The organism is Flavobacterium amniphilum (assembly GCF_023634845.1).
GTDB lineage: Bacteria > Bacteroidota > Bacteroidia > Flavobacteriales > Flavobacteriaceae > Flavobacterium > Flavobacterium amniphilum.
The window spans coordinates 14,642-34,188 of the sequence record NZ_JAMLJL010000003.1; the positions used below are offsets into that span (position 1 = coordinate 14,642).

Below are 19,547 nucleotides of genomic sequence, written 5' to 3' on the forward strand. Positions count from 1 at the left end.
TAAATTCCAATTTTATTAATTAATTCTGGCTACCAGCTTTTCAGCTATTGTTTCCCCAATTGGGTAGCCTAAATCCCTTTGAATCATTCCCCATTCCCCTTGCGGGTTCACTTCCAGGAAAACATATTTGCCTTCACTGTCACGGATCATATCGATTACACCAAAAAGCAATCCCATATTTTCCATCATTGCGGTTAAAGACATACAAACCAGTTCAGGCAATGTATACTCTTCCCATGTTGACTGAAGATCATTTGCGATTCTCCAATCTGTTTTACCTGTTACAGAAGCTGTTGCATTAATTTTTCCGGCAAAAAAAGTACCGTCTACGTAAGCGATACGCAGTTCATATGATTTTTCGATTTCCCTTTGGAATATCATTGGGCAATACGGTAAAGTATCCAAATTATCCAAATCTTCTTCCCGAATAACTGTTGTCGGAAACATTGGTGTATTCCCGGACATGCTTCTGGATAAAGCGCCGTGAAGTTTTACTATCATGCGCCCTTTACAGGTTGAATGGAAGAATTCTATAACCTGCGGCTGGGAATTTGTAAATAAACTTTCCGGTATGATCAATCCGGCTTTACGGGCCTGATTCAGCTGCTCAAATTTGTTCTCTCCAACTTTATGGTCTGTATCCATGATATTCATCCATGGAACATGACTGATTGACTCAAAAAACAAATTCCGCATGGTAGTGTATTCCTGTTTATGAATAGGCTTAAAAGAATTATCCAAATCTTCAGGAACAGAAACTCCCCATAATTTTCTATACCAAACAGCTTCAACATCCTGAGCTGTAAATTTCCTGTCATTATAATTAACCTCAACCAATGTCTCCTCTGAATTCACTTTGTATTCAAATGATAACAATTCAGAAAACTGATCTGAGTTGAGTCTTAAAACATCTTTTCCTAATTCCCTGAGTTTCTTTTCGACTATATCAATCGTATAAAAATCGTTAGAATGACTAATACATAAAACCATAAGCATAAAAAAATAAGAGCAACGGCATAACCGTTACTCTTATTCCACTATTTAATATTAGATAGCAGTTCCATCCTCATCACTGTCAGATGGGTATTTCATTGTCTCATAAACATCAGCAGACGGTTTTGTAGTTCCCCCAGGTCCTTCTTCTCCGTCAGATGGATATTTCATAGTTTGCACAGTATCTCTTAGTACTGAAGTGATAGCACCACCTTGAACTGCATTAGCTTCTTCTTTTGACATTTGGTTTTCTAAAAAGCTCGCGAAAAACGGCTTTTTCAATTCATTTTTTTTCATGAGATTAAAAATTTAATTTTAAAAAAATTTGTTTACTTAGTCTGTCTATTTGCAAATATTCGACAGAGCTAAATTACCCTTAATTCTACCCTCAAAAAATCCAAATCCGGCAAGGTGATTGATTTTCTACCTTAAATTTATAAAAATAGGTACCCTTTTTCGCACAAAAAAACACTCCTTATCCATTATAAATCAACCTCTTTTGACCTGAATTTACACCAAATAAAAAAAAGTAAAAAATTTCTGTTAAAAAAAACTAAAAATCAAGGCTAAATCCAGCCATTTTTCGTTATATTATTGATAATACCGAATGCTTTTACAGTTAAAAAACAATCTTCATCCTTCAATTTCCGGGACAGTTGAAATTTCATTTTTACTAAAGATATCAATTTTTAAGACAACCCCAATAGCCCTGATGGAAGCGGCATCCTTTTTTTGAATGCATGGAGTTTCGGAATGCCTTCAAAAAAAGATATAGCGGACAGCAGGAATAAGCTCCTAAGATTTATTAACTTTGTAAACGAGCACAACTATTAAAACGATGAATACAGAATACGAAAGCAACCCATTGATAGACCGACTTCCGAAGCATTTGAAGCAATTTATCAAACCTCAGGATTACAATGATTACACACCTGTTAATCAAGCCGTGTGGCGCTATGTAATGCGCAAAAACGTAGATTATTTAGGAAAAGTGGCTCATGAATCCTATCTGGACGGATTGCGTCAAACAGGAATTGATATTGAAAACATTCCGAATATGTACGGGATGAACCGGATTTTACAGGAAATAGGCTGGGCTGCAGTTGCAGTTGACGGTTTTATTCCGCCGAGTGCCTTTATGGAATTCCAGGCCTATAATGTATTGGTTATTGCCAGTGACATCCGTCAGTTAGAACATATTGAATATACACCGGCACCGGATATTATCCACGAAGGCGCCGGTCATGCTCCTATCATAGCCAATCCTGAGTATGCTGAATATTTACGTCGTTTTGGAGAAATCGGATGTAAGGCAATTTCATCTGCAAGGGATTATGAAATGTATGAAGCAGTACGATTGCTTTCTATTTTAAAAGAAGCTGAAGATACGCCGGAAGAAGAAGTCAAAAAAGCAGAAGAGCAGGTAGATTTCCTTCAGAACAATATGGGAGAATTGTCCGAAATGTCCAAAATCAGGAATTTACACTGGTGGACAGTTGAATACGGATTAATTGGTACTGTTGAAAATCCGAAGATATATGGAGCCGGATTACTTTCATCAATTGGCGAAAGTGCTTGGTGCATGACCGATAATGTAAAGAAAATACCGTATGATATTGCTGCGGCTGATCAAAGCTTTGACATTACAAAACCGCAACCTCAGCTATATGTTACACAAGATTTTGCACAACTGAATCAAATCCTTGAAGAATTTGCCAATACGATGGCTTTGAGAACGGGTGGTTTATCCGGAATCAAGAAAGTCATCCAATCAAAAGCGTTAGGAACGATTGAATTGAGTACCGGTTTACAGATTTCAGGCGTATTCACCAATGTTATAGAACATGACAACAAACCTGTTTATGTTCAATGTACCGGAAAAACGGCTCTATCCTACCGTGAGAAAGAATTGGTTGGCCATGGAACCGAATATCATGCAGAAGGTTTTGGTTCGCCTATCGGAAAACTGAAAGGTATAAACCTTGCAATAGAAGACATGAGTCCGCGTGATTTAAAAGCCTACGACATCTACGAAGGCAAACACATCACATTGGAATTTGAAGGAGACATTACAGTTTCTGGAGAAATTATCACCGGAACCCGTAATATTCAGGGGAAAATTTTATTGATTAAGTTCAAAAATTGTACCGTAACACAAGGAGATACTTTACTATTCAGTCCGGATTGGGGAATTTACGACATGGCCGTTGGTAAAGAAGTTATTTCCGCTTTTTCAGGTCCGGCCGATGTGAACAGTTTTGACATGATCAATCACGTTCCGTCATCCAAAACGATTAAGCAAAAGAAAACAGAAGAAAGAGAAGAACTGGAAAATTTGTACCTGAACATCCGCAATATACGCGAAAACAAAGAAGCCGAAATCACTTTAAAAGAAGCTTTCGGAGCTGTTTCAGGATGCCATCCGAACGATTGGCTGTTATCGGTAGAAATAGCTGAACTGGCATACAAAAACCATAACAATGATTTAATGGACAAAGTGGTGAATCATTTGGAAAACGTAAAAAGAAGACGTCCGGAAATTACGCATTTAATTACAAACGGACTGGATTTGATTTTAGAGAAAGTTTCAACTTAATGTAACAAAAGTCACCAATAATAAAACGGAATGCCCATATTTTTGATAAAAAACAAAGTATGGGCATTTTAGATATATTAGGTTTAGGAGACAAAAACAGTGAGATTAAAGATTTCATTGAAAAAGGAGCAGTAATCATTGATGTGAGGACAGTAGGCGAATTTGAATCAGGTCACATTACCGATTCAAAAAACATCCCTTTAGACACCATAACAGAAGCTGTTGGCAGTATAAAATCCCTTAATAAACCAGTAATAGCATGTTGCCGTAGTGGCATGCGCAGCGGTCAGGCAACTTCAATCCTGAAGCAACACGGTATTGATGTGATCAATGGCGGTGGCTGGGAAGATTTGAACAGTAGATTAAACTAACTGCTCTATATATTGAAAAAGAGACTTTCATCAGAAAGTCTCTTTTTTTTACGGTTTGAATTGTTTTTCGGAAGTAACCCTTTCACCCTTATACTCCACTTTCCATCCGGCTGCATGGGTAACCAATAAAATCTTTGACAGTTCACTGATCAATCTGTTTTCGGCATTTGATTTCAAAGTTGATTTCTCAATCTTTTTAGCCAAATCTGCTTTTACTTTTTTAGTGATATTATTAAAATCTGTGCCGGTAAATTCATTGAATTTACTCTGTTCGATATCATAGTACTGAATATCAGGATTGATTTTAATTTCTTCTTTAGGAATACTGACAATCGTAATCGTTTTGCTTTTCTCGTCAATTTCATATTCCATTTTACGCAAATCATAACTTACCGTCACATCTGAATTGACTACAACCAATGCTTTTTTATCGAAAGAAACGAGTCCACCCAGATATTGATCCTGATCTTTGAATGTTAGCACCTGCGAAAAATGACCTTCGGTAACAACTAATTTACCCACATTTTTGATCTGTTCCTGAATTAAATTAGAATTGTATTCAGTTGTACCTTCATCATCAGAAGCAAAAAATTTAAACGTAAAAAAGCCCAGAACAAGGATGAGTAATCCGTAAAATAGTTTCTTGTATAAATTGATCATAAATTGGCGTTTAAAACTTCATAAAAGGATAATCAATGGCTAATGTATTGATTTTTTGGCTCAGATTTTCCAAAAATTTCCGGTGACTCTCACTATCCGGGTTAAACGGACGGTGGCTGATGGCTTTTTGGATATCCGATACTTTTTCCATTACGGAAAATGCTTTGGCATCGATATAATTTTCAAAAAAACGGCTCCAGATATAATCGATTGCCGTTGCATTTGGGTGTAACATATCTTCGGCATAAAATCTGTAATCCCTGAGCTCGTCCATCATGATTTCGTAACTTGGAAAATAGCTGGAAGAAGAAAATCCAGCAACAACTTTATAAACAGCGGCAATCAAATGTGACTTGCTCACGTTGTTTTCAACAAAACCATCTTTGATATGACGTACCGGAGAAACCGTAAAAATGAATTTAGCATTAGAATTGACAGAGCTAATCAATGAAATAATCTCTGCCAGACTCTGTTCAATTACCGCCACTGAAAGCAATTCTTTCCCAAACTGTTTTTGTGGAACCTTATGGCAATTTGCCACAATTTCTCCGGAATCCAAACTTCGGTAAATCCAGGCTGTTCCCAATGTGACAATAAAATGCGAAGATTTAATAAGTTGCAGGTAAGTTGATTCTATTAGTTCATTCAGAACTTTTAAAAAAGATTCTTTATCAGGATTTGAAAGTTCAGAATGCACTTCATAACAATGCCACAAACCATTATACTGGAAAATATCATCTTCGGTGAAATACTTTTTATGGACACTTCTGCTTATTATTTTTTTCAAAGAGACAGGGTTGAAAATAATTCCGAAAGGATTTACCACTGAACGGAATTTAAAATACCCGAATTTCTCTCCCATATTCTCGGCAAAACAGGAACCTAAGGACAAAACTTCCGACTGATAATCAATGGGAAAATCAGTTTTATTAATCGGAATCTGTGTTCTGAATTGCATAGCGGCTTATAATTTTACCAAAAATACAAAATTTGGTTTTCCTTAATCAACTTCCACTTCATTAATCAAACGTATTGGTTTATTATAAACCAATCTTTGCAACATTACATCAATAAATGACGTATACTTTTTGTTTCCGCATTCATACCACCAGAATGATTTGTAGTGCAGATTGTTTTTCTCCATTTTGTTAAACCAGACTTTTGAATGATTAACTTCTACAATTTCAGATTCCGAGATTTTATACCCATCACCTGTCCAACAAATTAAAGGTTTGTGGGAAGGCGCTTTGATATACGTTAGTTTTTCCGGGGTTGAAATTTTAAAGACTTCGGGATTGACCCACTTCCCCTTTTTAATATCATACTTCGGATCGATTTGGTACAATAAATTGAAATTTTGATCATTTTTAATTTCCAGACTTGTGATAAAAATCAAAACAAATGCTCCCAAAACAGGATAAAAACCAAGTGAGTGACCCAATTCTTTTAATTGTTCTTGTTTGGGTTTGATATAACGGATCAAAAAAAGCATCGGCATAATTTGATACAAACCAAAACAGACTAAACCAACCATATGATGCAATACATTTTCCTGTGTACAATCCAATAAAACCAAAGTGATAATTCTAAAGAAATTGGAAACAATGTTTAAGAGTATTACCAAAAGACAAAAAAGAATGATTTGGATATTCTTATAGTAAAAGCCGCTCTTTTTTTCTTCAATTGTAAGAAGTACCGCAGCCGCTAATAATCCGGTTTTAAACATCGATAAGCCCATACAAGCCGTATCAACGGTAATTTTAGCACCTTTGATGAAAAAATTGACACCTTCAGCCTTATCTATGTTTATGGTGTTTTTTAACGTAAGATACACACCCTGACACAACCACTGTTTGATTTCTGCGGATAAATGTTCAAAAAACTTATTAAACAGTGAAGAAAATAACAACAAACTGATAAACGCTATAAATGAAAATCTCCTGGTAATTGTATAATAAGTCAAACAAATGATCATACACAATGACAGAAAATGCAGTGATCTCGTATGCAATCTATAACTTATAAATTCAAGCAAAACCAGTAAAAAAAGAAGCGGATAATGGACTTTTAAATTTGTTGTCCTTCCTCCCACGAAAAACAAAACCATAGAAAGAATAACTCCGAAGAAATCGTTTTCAAGAGCAAAAAAAAACAACTCATAATTCATGACCAACAGTATTATTGGAATCATAATCATGAGTGTTTTTTTATTTTGTAGTACAAACTGCATTAATAAGCGGATTTATTCATTTGCCTTTTATAATAAAACAAAAGAGTCAATACCAATATAATAATCATAGCCCATTCATGCGGCTCCGGAACAGCTCCGTCATTATTAACCGACGCATTACCAAGTGTATTTACATTTTTTTCAATTCCGTTATTTTCATAATCTTCATCTGTTTCAAGTACGATTAACGATGAAACCGGCGAAACAACATTCGCTTCTTTAGCCAGATCAACAAATTTATTAGTTGATAAAGTATCTTCCTGTATTTTGATTTGTTCGTCTAAAATCCTTGCAAAGGCGTACATTCTGAAAATATGATTGGAACCGTTGTTTTTTGAATTGGTATTGGCAGGACTTTCTTCAATAGCAACATCTGCCACTTCGAGATTTACACGGTTTTCATTTCTCCTAATGATTATAAAATGGTTTTTAGCAATTAACTCTACACATTCTTTGAGATTTGTTTGCAGAAAATCTACATACTTCTGTTCTTTTACTGTCTGCCAAAACGGATTGATATCAGAAGAAATCGCTATTACTTTTATATTTTTTGATTTAGCATTTTCTTTAACTTTTTTAAGGTAAGGAGATGCTTCCAATTCTTCAAAATTAGCTGAAATTGAACCGCTTTTTGTCACTACCAGAGCATTCTCTTTCAATTTGTAAAAAGGGATTAACGAGTACTGTAACGATTTAAACTGATCAAAAAAAGATTCATAATTCTCCTTATTGATTTCCAGTTTTTCATTATTAATAAATACATAATACGTTGAATTTGAATTTTCTAAAATGGCTTCTAATTCTTCTTCTTCCCAACTCGCATTCAGGTCTAAAACCACTTCACTCGGTTTGAATGAAATTTTTTCTTTATCTGTTTTCTTTATCTCGTATGCCTTATTTTCCCAAACAAAAGAACTTCCAAAAGCATTATTATTCAAAGGCATGACAGCCTCCCACTTATCCAAACCTTCTGACTCATTGATATAAAAGCCGTTTTTCAATTCAAATTCTTTACTCGATTCAAACTTTCCATTTCCAACCATTTGTATTCTGGATAATGTTTCAGCATTTGAAATATTAGGCCCTTTAATATTTAAGCTGGAATAAACCATTTCATTTCCACTTACCTTCAACGGTGTGGTAAAACCACATTTAAAAGTTCTGGGTAAAGCTTCATTGATAGGAAAAACACGAACTACAACCCTATTACCTTCTTTCCATTGCATTAATGAGGGATCTCGGGATTCCACCCCTACAATTTGGTTATAAGCAGCTTTAGCCTTCTCCTTTGTTGTCAAAACACCTTTACGTTCCACCCCGTTAACCCATAAAGAAAGTGACGTTGCCACAGAACCTTCCGGTAATTGAAAAGAATAAATAGCTTCCTTGTCAACGCGCCCAGAACCTTCATCACAGGCCACATCCATTGTAATTTCGGTGTATGCTAATCTTTCATTGGAATATATCTTAACATCTTCCTTGATATTTTTAGTTACCAAATCCATACCACTCCATAATTGTTCTTCAGTCTCCAATCGCTTATCAAAATTTGACTTCAGAATATTGATACGGTCATCAGCAGTCAACGAAAGATTATGCATAAACATATAAGCAATATTTACAATTGGATTGTGCGTCTTTCTTTCATTATATTGTTTAGTTCCCAAACCATCCAGGCCCCTGAATTCAAAAAAGTCTTCACTGTGAATATAAACAATCCCTTTCTTGAGAAGTATTTCATTGCAGAAATTAGGTTCCAAATTTTGGGATACTCTTATATAACCCGGCAAATCACTGTTTGTATCAAAAGTTTTTGTAATCAGAAAACTGTTTATTTTTTGATTCTCTCCATGCAGTACAATGACAAACACGACAATACCGGCTATTCCTAATGTAATCCCTGAAAAAAACTGAAGTAGGTTTTTCTTTTCAATCGAGGCATTGTAAAACAGCTTCATTATATGCCAAAAAGATACAATTGCCGGTACCAATCCGTAAAAACCCAATCCAACAGCCAAAATACCCACAAAAGAAATCGGCATTATTGGGATTAAATAAAACATAAAATAAATAATCATCAAAAATGAAATCCCATTCGAAAAATAAGCAAGAGGTGTTATAATTTTATGCTTGTAGTTATTGTAGATAAAAAAGTTAGACAAACAAAAGATAAAAGTCACAACATAAACCCAAACAGGCAGATTTTCAAAAACACATATCAGAATATTTGTTGAAAAACAACCTACAAACCAGTTTAAGAACAGAAATGGTATTATATGATCGTACTCATTCTTATTGTTTAGTATTTTTAAGATAAAAATACCCCCGTAAAGTATTTCAATGAGCAAACCCAAAAGACAAACAGACTCCAAGCCTCTGACATCAAATTCTATTCCCACCAAAGCAGTTATCAAAAAACAAACACTCAGTATAGTAACCACTATACTTGCATAAACCCCTTTTTTATTGAAAAAATTTTCTTTCATGATTAAAATTTTAAAAGTACTTTGAATTACAAAGTTACTGTAAATTTTAAACCGGCAAATAATTTTTCGATAAACTTTCAAAAAAATCACAATAAGCATCATACTCATTATTTCTGTTTATTCCGATATAAATTTATTCCGATAATTTTAACGATTTCTTCACTCTTTATTTCCTTAATTTTGTTCGTCCGCCAAACAACCGGACCATTCAAAAACACTATGAAGCTACTATACTGTTATCTCAAAAAACATAAAACCCTATTATTTTTTGCCTTGTTGATGGCCGCCATTAATATTTGTTTCAGTTTAAGTGATTCCATTATTACCGGTAAACTGATGCAGGATTGCGGTGTTGGTATTGCCAAATATAAAGGACGGGAATTGGATTTTATTAAGGCCGTTGGCTTTTGGCTTGGGCTTTCCCTTGGTGCAGCCATGATTTCCAGAATCACTAAAAATTTCCAGGATTATTTTACCAATATTGTCATTCAGCGTACCGGTGCTGAAATGTATACAGACGGAATTAAAAAATCATTGGATTTGCCCTATGAAGATTTTGAAGATCAACGAAGCGGAGAAACTTTGAGCAAACTGCAAAAAGTCCGCACCGACTCAGAAAAACTAATTACACTTTCCATTTCATTGATTTTCCAGACCATAATCGGTTTCATATTCGTATTGGTTTATATATCAAGGATTGATTACAGAGTTGCCGTCATATTTATTTTAACTGCTCCGATCATTGCTTATGTAAGCTCATTTTTGGGCAAAAAAATCAAGGCTGTTTCCAGAAGAATTGTACAGCAAACCAATTCACTTGCCGGATCGACAACCGAAAGTTTACGCAACATCGAATTAGTAAAAAGCTTGGGACTTATCCATCAGGAAGAAGAACGCTTGAATTCAAATACACACAAAATTTTACATCTAGAACTACAGAAAGTCCGCTTTATCAGAAGTTTAAGTTTTATTCAGGGAACTACAGTTCATTTCATGCGTACCTGCGTAGTTTTCACGTTGTATTATTTTTTATTCGGAGGAAAAATTGTTGTGGGAGACCTTTTAACAATGGTGTTTTTCACCTTCTTCATTTTTAATCCGTTACAGGAATTAAGCGCCTACATCATTGCTAAAAATGAAACAAAAGTTTCAATGGAAAATTTCGAGAAGCTTTTAAAAGCAAATTCAGAACACCGTCCTGAAAATCCAGCGACAATCGGAACCATAAAATCGATGACATTCTCCAATGTGAGTTTTAAACATAAATCGGCGAGCCAACCCGCAGTAGAAAATATTAATTTTGACATAAAACAAGGTGAAACCATTGCATTCGTAGGACCTTCAGGAGCCGGAAAGACAACTTTGGTAAAATTACTGGTAGGATTGTATCCACCGGCGCAAGGACAAGTTTTATATAATGGTATAGATTCAAAAGCAATTGATATTTTAGAGCTACGTAAACAATTAGGATTCGTAACTCAGGACGCTCAGTTGTTTTCCGGAACGATAAAAGAGAATTTATTATTTGTTAAACCCGATGCCACCGATCAGGAATTGCTGGACGCCTTACATAAGGCAAGTTGTGAAAAATTGCTAAACAGAGCCGAAAACGGTCTAAACACAACTATAGGAGAAGGTGGAATAAAAGTATCCGGAGGGGAAAAACAACGCTTATCAATTGCCCGTGCCATATTGCGCCATCCTAATTTATTGATCTTTGATGAAGCAACATCAGCATTGGATTCTATAACAGAAGAAGAAATCAACAGTACAATTAGAAGTATTTCTGACCAAAACAGAATTACCATCCTTATTGCCCACCGTTTATCAACGATCATGCACGCTGACAAGATTTTCGTACTGGAACAAGGCAAAATCATCGAGCAGGGTAAACATTCGGATTTACTGGACGAAAAAGGATTGTATTATGCCATGTGGAGACAACAAATAGGAGAACGGAAAAGTACCGCCGTTGCATAAAAAACAAAAAAGCCTTTCAATTGAAAGGCTTTTTTGTTGTTATTACTTTCTTCTCTTAATCAAAAGTAAAAGCTAATAATATATTCGCTGAATAAAATGTATTTACATTATTAAAATTCACGTTAGGATTTATACCTATTTTAAAATCGTCACTTGTTTTGAAATATAATTTTGCTCTTACAGGAAATCCGATAGCTTCTTTATTCCCTGAATCTGAAGTGTTTCCATTAGCAAAATATCCAACTCCTACCTGTGGTTGAAGAGAAATAACTTTTGATAGTTGAAATTCTCTTCCGTACAACATATCGATTGTCATAATTGCCTGTAAATCATGATTACCGTCATTTTGTTTTACCAACCCAAAACCCGTCATACAATTCAATGAAAAGAGATTTTTTTTATAACCGGTTATCAACTCTCCGTTAATAGCCAAACCTCTCATTCCGTCACTTCCTAAATCAGTATAAATACCAATTCCTCCTTCAATTGCTTTAACTTCGAATGTATTTGTTTCCTGTGCTTGTAATTGACAACTTAAAAAGAATGCAAGTAATACTTTTATTTTTTTCATAAAAAAAGAAAGCGGAAAAAATTCCGCTTTATAAGATCTAATTAATTATTTTATTTCACAAATTCAATTGCCTTCTCCAAAGCTTCTTTTACACCTGCCGGATTTTTACCTCCCGCCGTTGCAAAGAAAGGTTGACCGCCACCGCCACCTTGAATATATTTACCCAATTCACGTACGACCTGACTGGCATTCAATCCTTTGCTTTCCACTAATTCTTTAGAAACATAACAAGTTAACATTGGTTTATCTTCTGCAACTGTAGCCAAAACAGCAAACAGGTTACTTTTATTATTTCCTAATTCGTAAGCTAAATCTTTAGCTCCGTTTGCATCCAGATCAACCTGAACGGCAAGGAAATCAATTCCGTTAATATGTTGCAATTGAGAAGCTAATTCACCTTTCAGGTTTTTCGCTTTTTCTTTTAACAGTTGTTCTACTTGTTTTTTCAACTTCGCATTTTCATCCTGTAATGAAACAACTGATTTCATTACATCCTGCGGATTTTTCAACGTCTCTTTAATTTCAGCAATCAAGTTCTCCTGATTTGCAAAGAAATCTTTCACCGCAGAGTTAGTAATTGCCTCTATACGACGGATACCTGCTGCAACAGCTCCTTCCGAAACAATTTTGAAATACCAGATTTCTGCTGTATTCTTCACATGGATTCCTCCACACAATTCCATACTTTCACCAAATTTTATTGCACGTACATTATCTCCATATTTCTCTCCGAATAGTGCCATAGCACCTTCTTCAATAGCCTGTGCAAACGGAATGCTTCTCCTTTCAATCAAAGGTAAATGTTCCTGAATTCTTGCATTCACAAAATCCTCAACTTGTTTTAACTCTTCATCGGTCACTTTTGAGAAGTGTGAGAAGTCAAAACGCAAATAGTTTGGCGCTACCAATGATCCTTTTTGCTCCACATGTGTACCTAAAATAGTACGCAATGCTTGATGCAACAAGTGTGTAGCTGAGTGATTACTTGCACACAAATCACGCAATTCGGTATTTACTTTAGCCTGAAATGTACCATTTACATTTTCAGGTAAACTTTTGGCAAAATGTAAAATCAGGTTGTTTTCTTTTTTGGTATCGATGATTTCAATGGTGTCATTAGCCGAAACTAAAGTTCCTTTATCACCAACCTGCCCTCCTCCTTCCGGATAGAAAGGTGTATTATCCAAAACAATTTGGTATAAAATTCCGTCTTTCTTTGAATCCACTTTACGGAAACGGGTAATCTTTACATCATTTTCAGCTTGATCATACCCAACAAAAGTTTCCACATTTCCGTCAATTAAAACCGTCCAGTCATCTGTAGACATTTCAGAAGCAGCACGTGAGCGGTCTTTCTGTTTCTTCAATTCAGCTTCAAATTCAGCTTCATTATAGGAATATCCTTTTTCCTTCAGAATCAAAGCCGTTAAATCCTTCGGAAATCCGAAAGTATCGTACAATTCAAAAACTTTAGCTCCGGAAACTTCTTTTCCGTTAGTTTCTGAAACCACTTTATCCAACAATTGTAAACCTTGATCCAATGTTCTCAGGAAAGAAGCTTCTTCTTCTTTGATTACATTGGTAACCAAATTTTGCTGTGCTTTGATTTCCGGGAAAAATTCTCCCATCTGAACAGCCAAAACAGCAACTAATTGATTAATAAAAGGCTCTTTTGTATTTAAGAATGTAAATCCGTAACGAATCGCACGACGCAAAATACGACGGATTACATAACCGGCACCTGTATTTGAAGGCAACTGGCCGTCAGCAATAGCAAATGCAACTGCACGTACGTGATCTACGATTACACGGATGGCAATATTGATTTTATTTTGCTCTTCCGAGATATTTTTAACTTCGTTACTGGTATATTTCAATCCAGTAATTTCTTCAACTTTTGCGATTAGCGGTGTAAACACATCAGTATCATAATTTGAAGTTACATCTTGCATTGCCATACACAAACGCTCAAATCCCATTCCTGTATCCACGTGTTGTTCCGGTAATTTTTCCAAAGATTTATCAGCCTTACGATTGAATTCCATAAATACGTTATTCCAGATTTCAACAACCTGTGGATGATCAGCATTTACCAGATCACGGCCTGAAACGGCTGCTCTTTCTTCTTCCGAACGCAAATCAACATGAATTTCAGAACAAGGTCCGCACGGTCCCTGATCCCCCATTTCCCAGAAGTTATCTTTTTTATTTCCTAAAATGATTCTGTCTTCTGAAACATATTGCTTCCAGATATCAAATGCTTCCTGGTCAAACGGAACATTTTCGTCAGGGTTTCCTTCAAAAACCGAAACATACAAACGGTCTTTTTCAATTTTCAATTCTTCTGTTAAGAACTCCCAAGCCCAAGCCAATGCTTCCTTTTTGAAGTAATCGCCAAATGACCAGTTTCCTAACATTTCGAACATGGTATGGTGATAGGTATCAAAACCTACATCTTCCAAATCGTTATGTTTACCTGAAACACGAAGACATTTTTGAGTATCGGCAATACGCTTACTTTTAGGCGTTCCGTTACCTAAAAAGAATTCTTTGAACTGGGCCATTCCCGAGTTGTTGAACATCAGGGTTGGATCATCTTTTAAAACAATAGGCGCCGATGGCACAATCAAGTGACCACGGTTTTCAAAGAATTGCAAATACTTTCTACGAATGTCTTGTGATTTCATTATTTAACTTTATTCGGTTATATTTAATCAGGCTTTTGAGTTTCAATCAAATACCTGAATTAACAAATTGACTCCTTCATAATTACAAAATATGACAAAAGTTTATGCTTTAAAAAGTTTAACTTTTTGGCTAATATTTCGTTTCTTTGTAATAATGTGTGCAAAAATAGTACATTTTTAAGGAATGGGGAAAGTAAAATATTATTTCGATACCGAAAATTTAGCCTACCGGAAAATAAAACCCAAAAAAGCCAGAAATATAGGTTACATCACCTTGTTTTTATTAGCTTCGGCTCTATTTGGATTCCTTTCTTTTTTCATCGCTTCAAACTCCAGTTATTTTGAAACTCCGAAAGATAAAATCCAGGCACGCCAGCTGGAAAACATGAAAATAAATTATGCGCTTTTAAATGAAAAAATAGACGAACTGGACGAAGTTATACTTGCCATGCAGGAAAGGGATAACAACATCTATAAAGTATATTTCAACTCGGCCGGTTTTGACGATGAAGTAAAAGACAGTATAAATGCCAAAGCTACTTTTAAGCAATTAATCAATTATGACAATCAAAAAATCATCAATTTCACCAACGGAAGGGTTAAAACCATTTCAGGAGAATTAGCCACACAATCCAAATCATTGGATGATATTTTGAAACTGGCCAAAAACAAACAGAAATTTCTTTCCTCAATACCAGCCATCCAACCGGTTAAAAATGAGCAGTTAAAACATATGGCGTCCGGTTTCGGATACCGAAGCGATCCATTTACAAAGGCACGTAAAATGCACAAAGGAATGGATTTCACATCGCCAACCGGAACTCCCGTTTATGCAACCGGTGACGGTGTGGTACGCAGAGCCGATGCAGGTGCTTCAGGTTTTGGAAATCATATTGTGGTAAGCCACGGTTTTGGATACGAAACTGTTTATGCACACTTGAGTCGCTACAACTGCCGCCCTGGAAAACGTGTAAAACGTGGTGACATCATCGGATTTGTGGGAAGCACAGGACGTAGTCAGGCGCCTCACTTACATTATGAAGTACATAAAGGCGGAAAAGTAGTCAATCCAATTAATTTCTATTACGGTGATATTTCAGCCGTTGAATATACTGCGATTGCTAAAATGGCCACACAAGAAAACCAATCTTTTGACTGATGCACATCGATTTACCTCAAAAATTATACTACAGTATGGGCGAGATCGCCAAAGCTTTCAACGTAAACCAATCGCTCATTCGTTTTTGGGACAAGGAATTCGATATCCTGAAACCAAAGAAAAACGCGAAAGGAAATCGCATGTTTACTCCTGAAGATGTAAAAAACCTTCAGTTAATATACCATTTGGTCAAAGAAAGGGGCTTTACACTTGAAGGCGCAAAAATACATCTGAAGGAAGGCCAGAAAAAAACACTGGACAAATTTGAAATTATACGCAAATTGGAAACCATCAAAACACAACTCATTAATATCAAAAATGAATTGTAACTTTTTTCCAACTTTTCCGTACAATCATAAATTCAAATAATTAAAACAAACAAATATGAAAAAATGGATCGTTCCGGTAATTATTATCGGGGTATTAGTTGTATTCGCAATTTCATCTTATAACGGATTAGTGGGTGTTCAGGCAGATGCCAAAACAGCTTGGTCTAAAGTGGAAAGTGCTTACCAAAGAAGAAATGACTTAATTGGAAACTTGGTTAAAACAGTTCAGGGAGCTGCTGATTTTGAGAAAGGAACTTTAACCGCTGTTATCGAAGCCAGAGCTAAGGCTACTTCTGTAACAATAGACCCAACTAACGTTACTCCTGAGCAATTAGCTCAATTTCAACAAGTACAGGATGGATTAAAAGGTTCTTTATCTAAATTATTGGTAACTGTAGAACAATATCCTGAACTGAAAGCGAACCAAAACTTTCTTGAATTACAATCTCAGTTAGAAGGAACAGAAAACAGAATTAATGTAGAAAGAGACCGTTACAATGATTCGGTTAATACATACGACAAAAAAATAAAAACATTCCCTTCTGTTCTTTTTGCCAAAATGTTTGGATTTGATGAGATGGCAAGATTCAAAGCTGAAGAAGGTGCCGAAAAAGCTCCGGATGTAGAATTTGATTTTGGTAACAAAAAATAAGCTGCACAATGTCTAAAACCGAAGATTTCTTAACAAAAGCCGAAGAAAAGGAAATTGTTGAAGCTATTATCCAGGCTGAAAAAAACACTTCGGGGGAAATTCGTGTACACATAGAAGAAAACAATCAAAAACCTCCTCTCGAAAGAGCCCAGGAGGTTTTTCACCACTTAGGCATGGATAAAACCGGATTAAGAAACGGTGTATTATTCTACGTTTGTATGCAAAGCAGGACTTTTGCCGTAATTGGCGACAAAGGAATCAATGATTTGGTTGAATCTGATTTTTGGGATTGTACCAAAGATGCGGTCGTTTCAAATTTCAAGCAAGGTCAATTCAAAAACGGACTGGTTTCCGGAATTTTACGTGCCGGCGAACGCCTGAAAGAACATTTCCCTTTTGAAGATGACGACACAAACGAATTGTCAAACGAAATCTCAAGAGGATAATGAAAAAGTTATTTTTATTTGCAATTCTCCTTTTCGGAATAGTTGCACAGGCACAAATCAGAATTCCTGAGAAACCTTCCTTTATCCCTCCTGTAATTGACAGCACCAAAACTCTGAGTGAAATACAATTAAGCCAACTTTACCAAAAGCTGAAAATTTATTCTGACAGTACTTCAACGCAAGTTCTGGTTATGATGGTATCAACCACGCAAGGTGAAGATGTGGCGAGATATGCTACTGATTTAGGTCAGAAATGGCAAATCGGACAAAAAGGAAAAGACAACGGAATTATCGTATTGATTGCCAAAGACGACCGAAAAATAACCATTCAAACCGGTTACGGCATCGAACATTTACTGACCGATGCACTTTCAAGGAGAATCATCGAACAGGAAATCAAACCCAATTTTAAAGCCGGTAATTTTTACGATGGAATAGATCAGGGAACCACTGCTATTTTCAAAGTAATGAAAGGCGAGTACAAAGGTGAACCTAAAGATAAGGACGGCAATACGGCCGGAATCTTTTTCTTCATTTTTATCGTTATATTGTTCATCATCATTTTTGCCAGAAGCAAAGGAAACAGAAACGGCGGAAGAGGCGGCGGAGGCGGACTCGATTTAACTGATATCATTATCCTGAGCAGTCTGGGACGCGGCAATAGCGGAAGCAGCTGGGGAGGATCCTCAGGCGGCAGTGACTGGGGCGGTTTCGGAGGTGGCGGAAGCTTTGGTGGTGGTGGCGCCAGTGGAGATTGGTAAACATAACACTTAAAATTACAAATGCAGATTATTCAATTCTTGAAAATCTGCATTTTTTATATTTCAAAAGCATCACCTCACTTTACTTCTAATTACAAAATAATGTAACAAAGTTGGGAAGAAACGCTTCATCAAAACGCCAAGTGTTTCTTTTCCGCCTATATAAGCTTCAAATTTTCCTTTTTCAATAGCACGGATCATTCTTTTGACAAAAACGTAAACAGGCATACCGCTTTTAGTTGCTTCATCATCAACAATTTGTTTAGAACCATCTGCTGTTAAGGCATTTTTAGCCACATTCGTCTGTATAAACCCGGGACAAATCATTGTCACATTCACACCGTCTTTTTGATGTTCCATCCGCATCACATCAAAAAAACCATGCAACGCGTGTTTTGCACCACAATATCCCGAACGGTAAGGTGACCCAAATTTTCCCATCAAACTTGTCACAACTGCAAAATGACCATTCTTATTATGCAGGAAATGTGGCAAAATAGCTTTGGCTAAAGCTACATTACCAAGATAATCGACTTCAACAAGTTTCTTATCAACACTGAAATCGGTTTCAACAATCAAAGAGCGCTGGCTTACACCGCCATTCAGAATCAATACATCAATCTTCCCAAAAACAGCAATAGCCTTTTCTACATACAGCTTAGCATTATCAAAATCGGCCAAATCAAAAGGCAGGATTTCGACCCTCCCATAACAAACAGACTTAACTTTCTCCAAAGCTTCAACATTCCGGGCCGAGATAATCAATTTGCAGTTTTTAGCTGATAATCCATAAGTCAAGCCTTCCCCTATTCCGGAAGAAGCTCCTGTTATCCATACAATCTTACCGTTCAGTTTATCCATTTTTTCTTTAAAAATAAAACAATTAGATCAATATCACCAAAAACCCGTAGGACAAAAAAGGGAAAAACACCCCATCAAAATACGACTATTCCCCTACAACTATTTTTCTCACACAAACCATCTTTGCATCAGACAATTAGAAATAAAACAAACTAACGATACAATGAAAAACTTTCTATTAACCGCAGCACTTTTATTAATTGGGGAATTAATGTGTGCACAAACAAATGAATCAGCTTCAACTGACAAAGAAACCAATAAATGGGCATGGTCTCATTCAAATTTAGGAAATGGCATCAACGTCGATTTCAATTTTGAAAAAGACAAAACCTATGAAATTACTTTTTGGGTAAAAACATCATCAAACATTTCAAAACCAAACAAAAAAGCGATACAGCAATCTACAATTAATATCAGGACAGCTTCCAATACATCATACAATGCACTGGAATACACATTACCGAATTTCACCGAATACAGTGAAGTGGTTTGGTCACAAAAAGCCAGCGACAAATTCAACCAATGGCAACAAAAGAAAATTTATTTCACACCTGAATATAACAACATGCAATTATGGTTTTTCCCTTTAATGACTGCCAAAGCAAACGACAACGGAGGAACCAGGCTAGAAATGGAAATCGAAAACATATCCATAAAGACGGTTTCAGACAAGCAAATCAGTTTGTCTTCATTATAGAAAGAAAAGCAGCTTAACAGCTGCTTTTTTATTACTTTTCTTTTTCTTCCTCAATAAAAAACCGGAAA

At 35.9% G+C, this 19,547-nt stretch carries 18 protein-coding genes; 9 read left to right on the forward strand and 9 right to left on the reverse strand.

Translation table 11 applies throughout. From position 1 onward, the window contains the following. Positions 1 to 15: 15 nt before the first annotated feature. Both NAT51_RS03765 and NAT51_RS03770 read right to left on the reverse strand, forming a co-directional pair. Entirely contained in the window at positions 16 to 990 is a 975-nt protein-coding gene (locus tag NAT51_RS03765) for an MvdC/MvdD family ATP grasp protein (protein ID WP_250595440.1), read from the reverse strand. A gap of 57 nt (positions 991 to 1,047) precedes the next feature. Further along, positions 1,048 to 1,290 carry a microviridin/marinostatin family tricyclic proteinase inhibitor gene (locus NAT51_RS03770; RefSeq protein WP_250595442.1) on the reverse strand — a complete coding sequence of 81 codons (243 nt, stop codon included), beginning with the start codon at positions 1,288 to 1,290 and terminating at the stop codon, positions 1,048 to 1,050. A gap of 541 nt (positions 1,291 to 1,831) precedes the next feature. On the opposite strand from NAT51_RS03770, the gene NAT51_RS03775 reads away from it, so the two are divergent. Then, positions 1,832 to 3,589 carry an aromatic amino acid hydroxylase gene (locus tag NAT51_RS03775; RefSeq protein WP_250595444.1) on the forward strand — a complete coding sequence of 586 codons (1,758 nt, stop codon included), beginning with the start codon at positions 1,832 to 1,834 and terminating at the stop codon, positions 3,587 to 3,589. A gap of 59 nt (positions 3,590 to 3,648) precedes the next feature. Continuing rightward, positions 3,649 to 3,960, forward strand: a complete 312-nt coding sequence (locus NAT51_RS03780) for a rhodanese-like domain-containing protein (protein ID WP_250595446.1) — start codon at positions 3,649 to 3,651, stop codon at positions 3,958 to 3,960. 48 nt (positions 3,961 to 4,008) lie between these two features. Here NAT51_RS03780 and NAT51_RS03785 read toward each other — a convergent pair whose 3' ends face one another. Genes NAT51_RS03785 through NAT51_RS03800 form a run of 4 tightly spaced genes read right to left on the reverse strand, consistent with a single transcriptional unit; the run spans position 4,009 to position 9,336 of the window. Beyond that, entirely contained in the window at positions 4,009 to 4,620 is a 612-nt protein-coding gene (locus NAT51_RS03785; protein ID WP_250595448.1) for a DUF4230 domain-containing protein, read from the reverse strand. A gap of 10 nt (positions 4,621 to 4,630) precedes the next feature. Continuing rightward, a complete protein-coding gene (locus NAT51_RS03790; protein ID WP_250595467.1) occupies positions 4,631 to 5,578 on the reverse strand; it encodes a GSCFA domain-containing protein in 948 nt (315 codons plus the stop codon). A 42-nt stretch (positions 5,579 to 5,620) separates the two neighbouring features. Continuing rightward, positions 5,621 to 6,811: an exosortase N gene (gene xrtN, locus NAT51_RS03795; protein WP_250595469.1), complete on the reverse strand. Its 1,191-nt coding sequence runs from the start codon at positions 6,809 to 6,811 to the stop codon at positions 5,621 to 5,623. Positions 6,812 to 6,849: 38 nt separating this feature from the next. Then, complete coding sequence (locus NAT51_RS03800; protein ID WP_250595471.1) at positions 6,850 to 9,336, reverse strand: XrtN system VIT domain-containing protein; 2,487 nt, start codon at positions 9,334 to 9,336, stop codon at positions 6,850 to 6,852. Positions 9,337 to 9,555: 219 nt separating this feature from the next. Here NAT51_RS03800 and NAT51_RS03805 point away from each other — a divergent pair, with 219 nt between their 5' ends. Then, a complete protein-coding gene (locus tag NAT51_RS03805) occupies positions 9,556 to 11,316 on the forward strand; it encodes an ABC transporter ATP-binding protein (protein ID WP_250595473.1) in 1,761 nt (586 codons plus the stop codon). Between the two features lie 55 nt (positions 11,317 to 11,371). Here NAT51_RS03805 and NAT51_RS03810 read toward each other — a convergent pair whose 3' ends face one another. Together NAT51_RS03810 and alaS are read right to left on the reverse strand one after the other, a co-directional pair. Further along, positions 11,372 to 11,887, reverse strand: a complete 516-nt coding sequence (locus NAT51_RS03810; RefSeq protein WP_250595475.1) for a hypothetical protein — start codon at positions 11,885 to 11,887, stop codon at positions 11,372 to 11,374. Between the two features lie 50 nt (positions 11,888 to 11,937). Next, positions 11,938 to 14,574 (reverse strand): alanine--tRNA ligase, encoded by a 2,637-nt coding sequence (gene alaS, locus NAT51_RS03815; protein WP_250595477.1) that lies wholly within the window; start codon positions 14,572 to 14,574, stop codon positions 11,938 to 11,940. Between the two features lie 184 nt (positions 14,575 to 14,758). Here alaS and NAT51_RS03820 point away from each other — a divergent pair, with 184 nt between their 5' ends. From NAT51_RS03820 to NAT51_RS03840, 5 genes are read left to right on the forward strand one after another with little or no spacing between them, the layout of a single operon-like run. Continuing rightward, complete coding sequence (locus tag NAT51_RS03820) at positions 14,759 to 15,733, forward strand: M23 family metallopeptidase (RefSeq protein WP_250595479.1); 975 nt, start codon at positions 14,759 to 14,761, stop codon at positions 15,731 to 15,733. Then, positions 15,733 to 16,062 (forward strand): MerR family transcriptional regulator, encoded by a 330-nt coding sequence (locus NAT51_RS03825; RefSeq protein WP_250595481.1) that lies wholly within the window; start codon positions 15,733 to 15,735, stop codon positions 16,060 to 16,062. Before NAT51_RS03820 ends, NAT51_RS03825 begins: the two co-directional genes overlap by 1 nt. 55 nt (positions 16,063 to 16,117) lie before the next feature. Next, complete coding sequence (locus NAT51_RS03830; protein ID WP_250595483.1) at positions 16,118 to 16,714, forward strand: LemA family protein; 597 nt, start codon at positions 16,118 to 16,120, stop codon at positions 16,712 to 16,714. An 8-nt stretch (positions 16,715 to 16,722) separates the two neighbouring features. After that, on the forward strand, positions 16,723 to 17,160 hold the full coding sequence (locus NAT51_RS03835) for a TPM domain-containing protein (protein ID WP_250595490.1): 438 nt from the start codon (positions 16,723 to 16,725) through the stop codon (positions 17,158 to 17,160). After that, positions 17,160 to 17,921, forward strand: a complete 762-nt coding sequence (locus NAT51_RS03840; RefSeq protein WP_250595492.1) for a TPM domain-containing protein — start codon at positions 17,160 to 17,162, stop codon at positions 17,919 to 17,921. The genes NAT51_RS03835 and NAT51_RS03840 overlap by 1 nt, the downstream gene beginning before the upstream one ends. Before the next feature lie 72 nt (positions 17,922 to 17,993). Here NAT51_RS03840 and NAT51_RS03845 read toward each other — a convergent pair whose 3' ends face one another. Next, positions 17,994 to 18,782 (reverse strand): SDR family NAD(P)-dependent oxidoreductase, encoded by a 789-nt coding sequence (locus NAT51_RS03845; RefSeq protein WP_250595494.1) that lies wholly within the window; start codon positions 18,780 to 18,782, stop codon positions 17,994 to 17,996. 163 nt (positions 18,783 to 18,945) lie between these two features. Between NAT51_RS03845 and NAT51_RS03850 the strand changes: the two genes are divergently transcribed. After that, a complete protein-coding gene (locus NAT51_RS03850) occupies positions 18,946 to 19,479 on the forward strand; it encodes a hypothetical protein (RefSeq protein WP_250595502.1) in 534 nt (177 codons plus the stop codon). The last annotated feature ends 68 nt before the right edge of the window (positions 19,480 to 19,547 follow it).

Coding starts and splice junctions, on each gene's coding strand:
- NAT51_RS03775 (WP_250595444.1), top strand. CDS start 1,832: ATGAATACAGAATACGAAAGCAACCCATTGATAGACCGACTTCCGAAG.
- NAT51_RS03790 (WP_250595467.1), bottom strand. CDS start 5,578: ATGCAATTCAGAACACAGATTCCGATTAATAAAACTGATTTTCCCATT.
- NAT51_RS03770 (WP_250595442.1), bottom strand. CDS start 1,290: ATGAAAAAAAATGAATTGAAAAAGCCGTTTTTCGCGAGCTTTTTAGAA.
- NAT51_RS03820 (WP_250595479.1), top strand. CDS start 14,759: ATGGGGAAAGTAAAATATTATTTCGATACCGAAAATTTAGCCTACCGG.
- NAT51_RS03800 (WP_250595471.1), bottom strand. CDS start 9,336: ATGAAAGAAAATTTTTTCAATAAAAAAGGGGTTTATGCAAGTATAGTG.
- NAT51_RS03850 (WP_250595502.1), top strand. CDS start 18,946: ATGAAAAACTTTCTATTAACCGCAGCACTTTTATTAATTGGGGAATTA.
- alaS (WP_250595477.1), bottom strand. CDS start 14,574: ATGAAATCACAAGACATTCGTAGAAAGTATTTGCAATTCTTTGAAAAC.
- NAT51_RS03845 (WP_250595494.1), bottom strand. CDS start 18,782: ATGGATAAACTGAACGGTAAGATTGTATGGATAACAGGAGCTTCTTCC.
- NAT51_RS03785 (WP_250595448.1), bottom strand. CDS start 4,620: ATGATCAATTTATACAAGAAACTATTTTACGGATTACTCATCCTTGTT.
- NAT51_RS03840 (WP_250595492.1), top strand. CDS start 17,160: ATGAAAAAGTTATTTTTATTTGCAATTCTCCTTTTCGGAATAGTTGCA.
- NAT51_RS03835 (WP_250595490.1), top strand. CDS start 16,723: ATGTCTAAAACCGAAGATTTCTTAACAAAAGCCGAAGAAAAGGAAATT.
- xrtN (WP_250595469.1), bottom strand. CDS start 6,811: ATGATTCCAATAATACTGTTGGTCATGAATTATGAGTTGTTTTTTTTT.
- NAT51_RS03805 (WP_250595473.1), top strand. CDS start 9,556: ATGAAGCTACTATACTGTTATCTCAAAAAACATAAAACCCTATTATTT.
- NAT51_RS03825 (WP_250595481.1), top strand. CDS start 15,733: ATGCACATCGATTTACCTCAAAAATTATACTACAGTATGGGCGAGATC.
- NAT51_RS03780 (WP_250595446.1), top strand. CDS start 3,649: ATGGGCATTTTAGATATATTAGGTTTAGGAGACAAAAACAGTGAGATT.
- NAT51_RS03810 (WP_250595475.1), bottom strand. CDS start 11,887: ATGAAAAAAATAAAAGTATTACTTGCATTCTTTTTAAGTTGTCAATTA.
- NAT51_RS03765 (WP_250595440.1), bottom strand. CDS start 990: ATGGTTTTATGTATTAGTCATTCTAACGATTTTTATACGATTGATATA.
- NAT51_RS03830 (WP_250595483.1), top strand. CDS start 16,118: ATGAAAAAATGGATCGTTCCGGTAATTATTATCGGGGTATTAGTTGTA.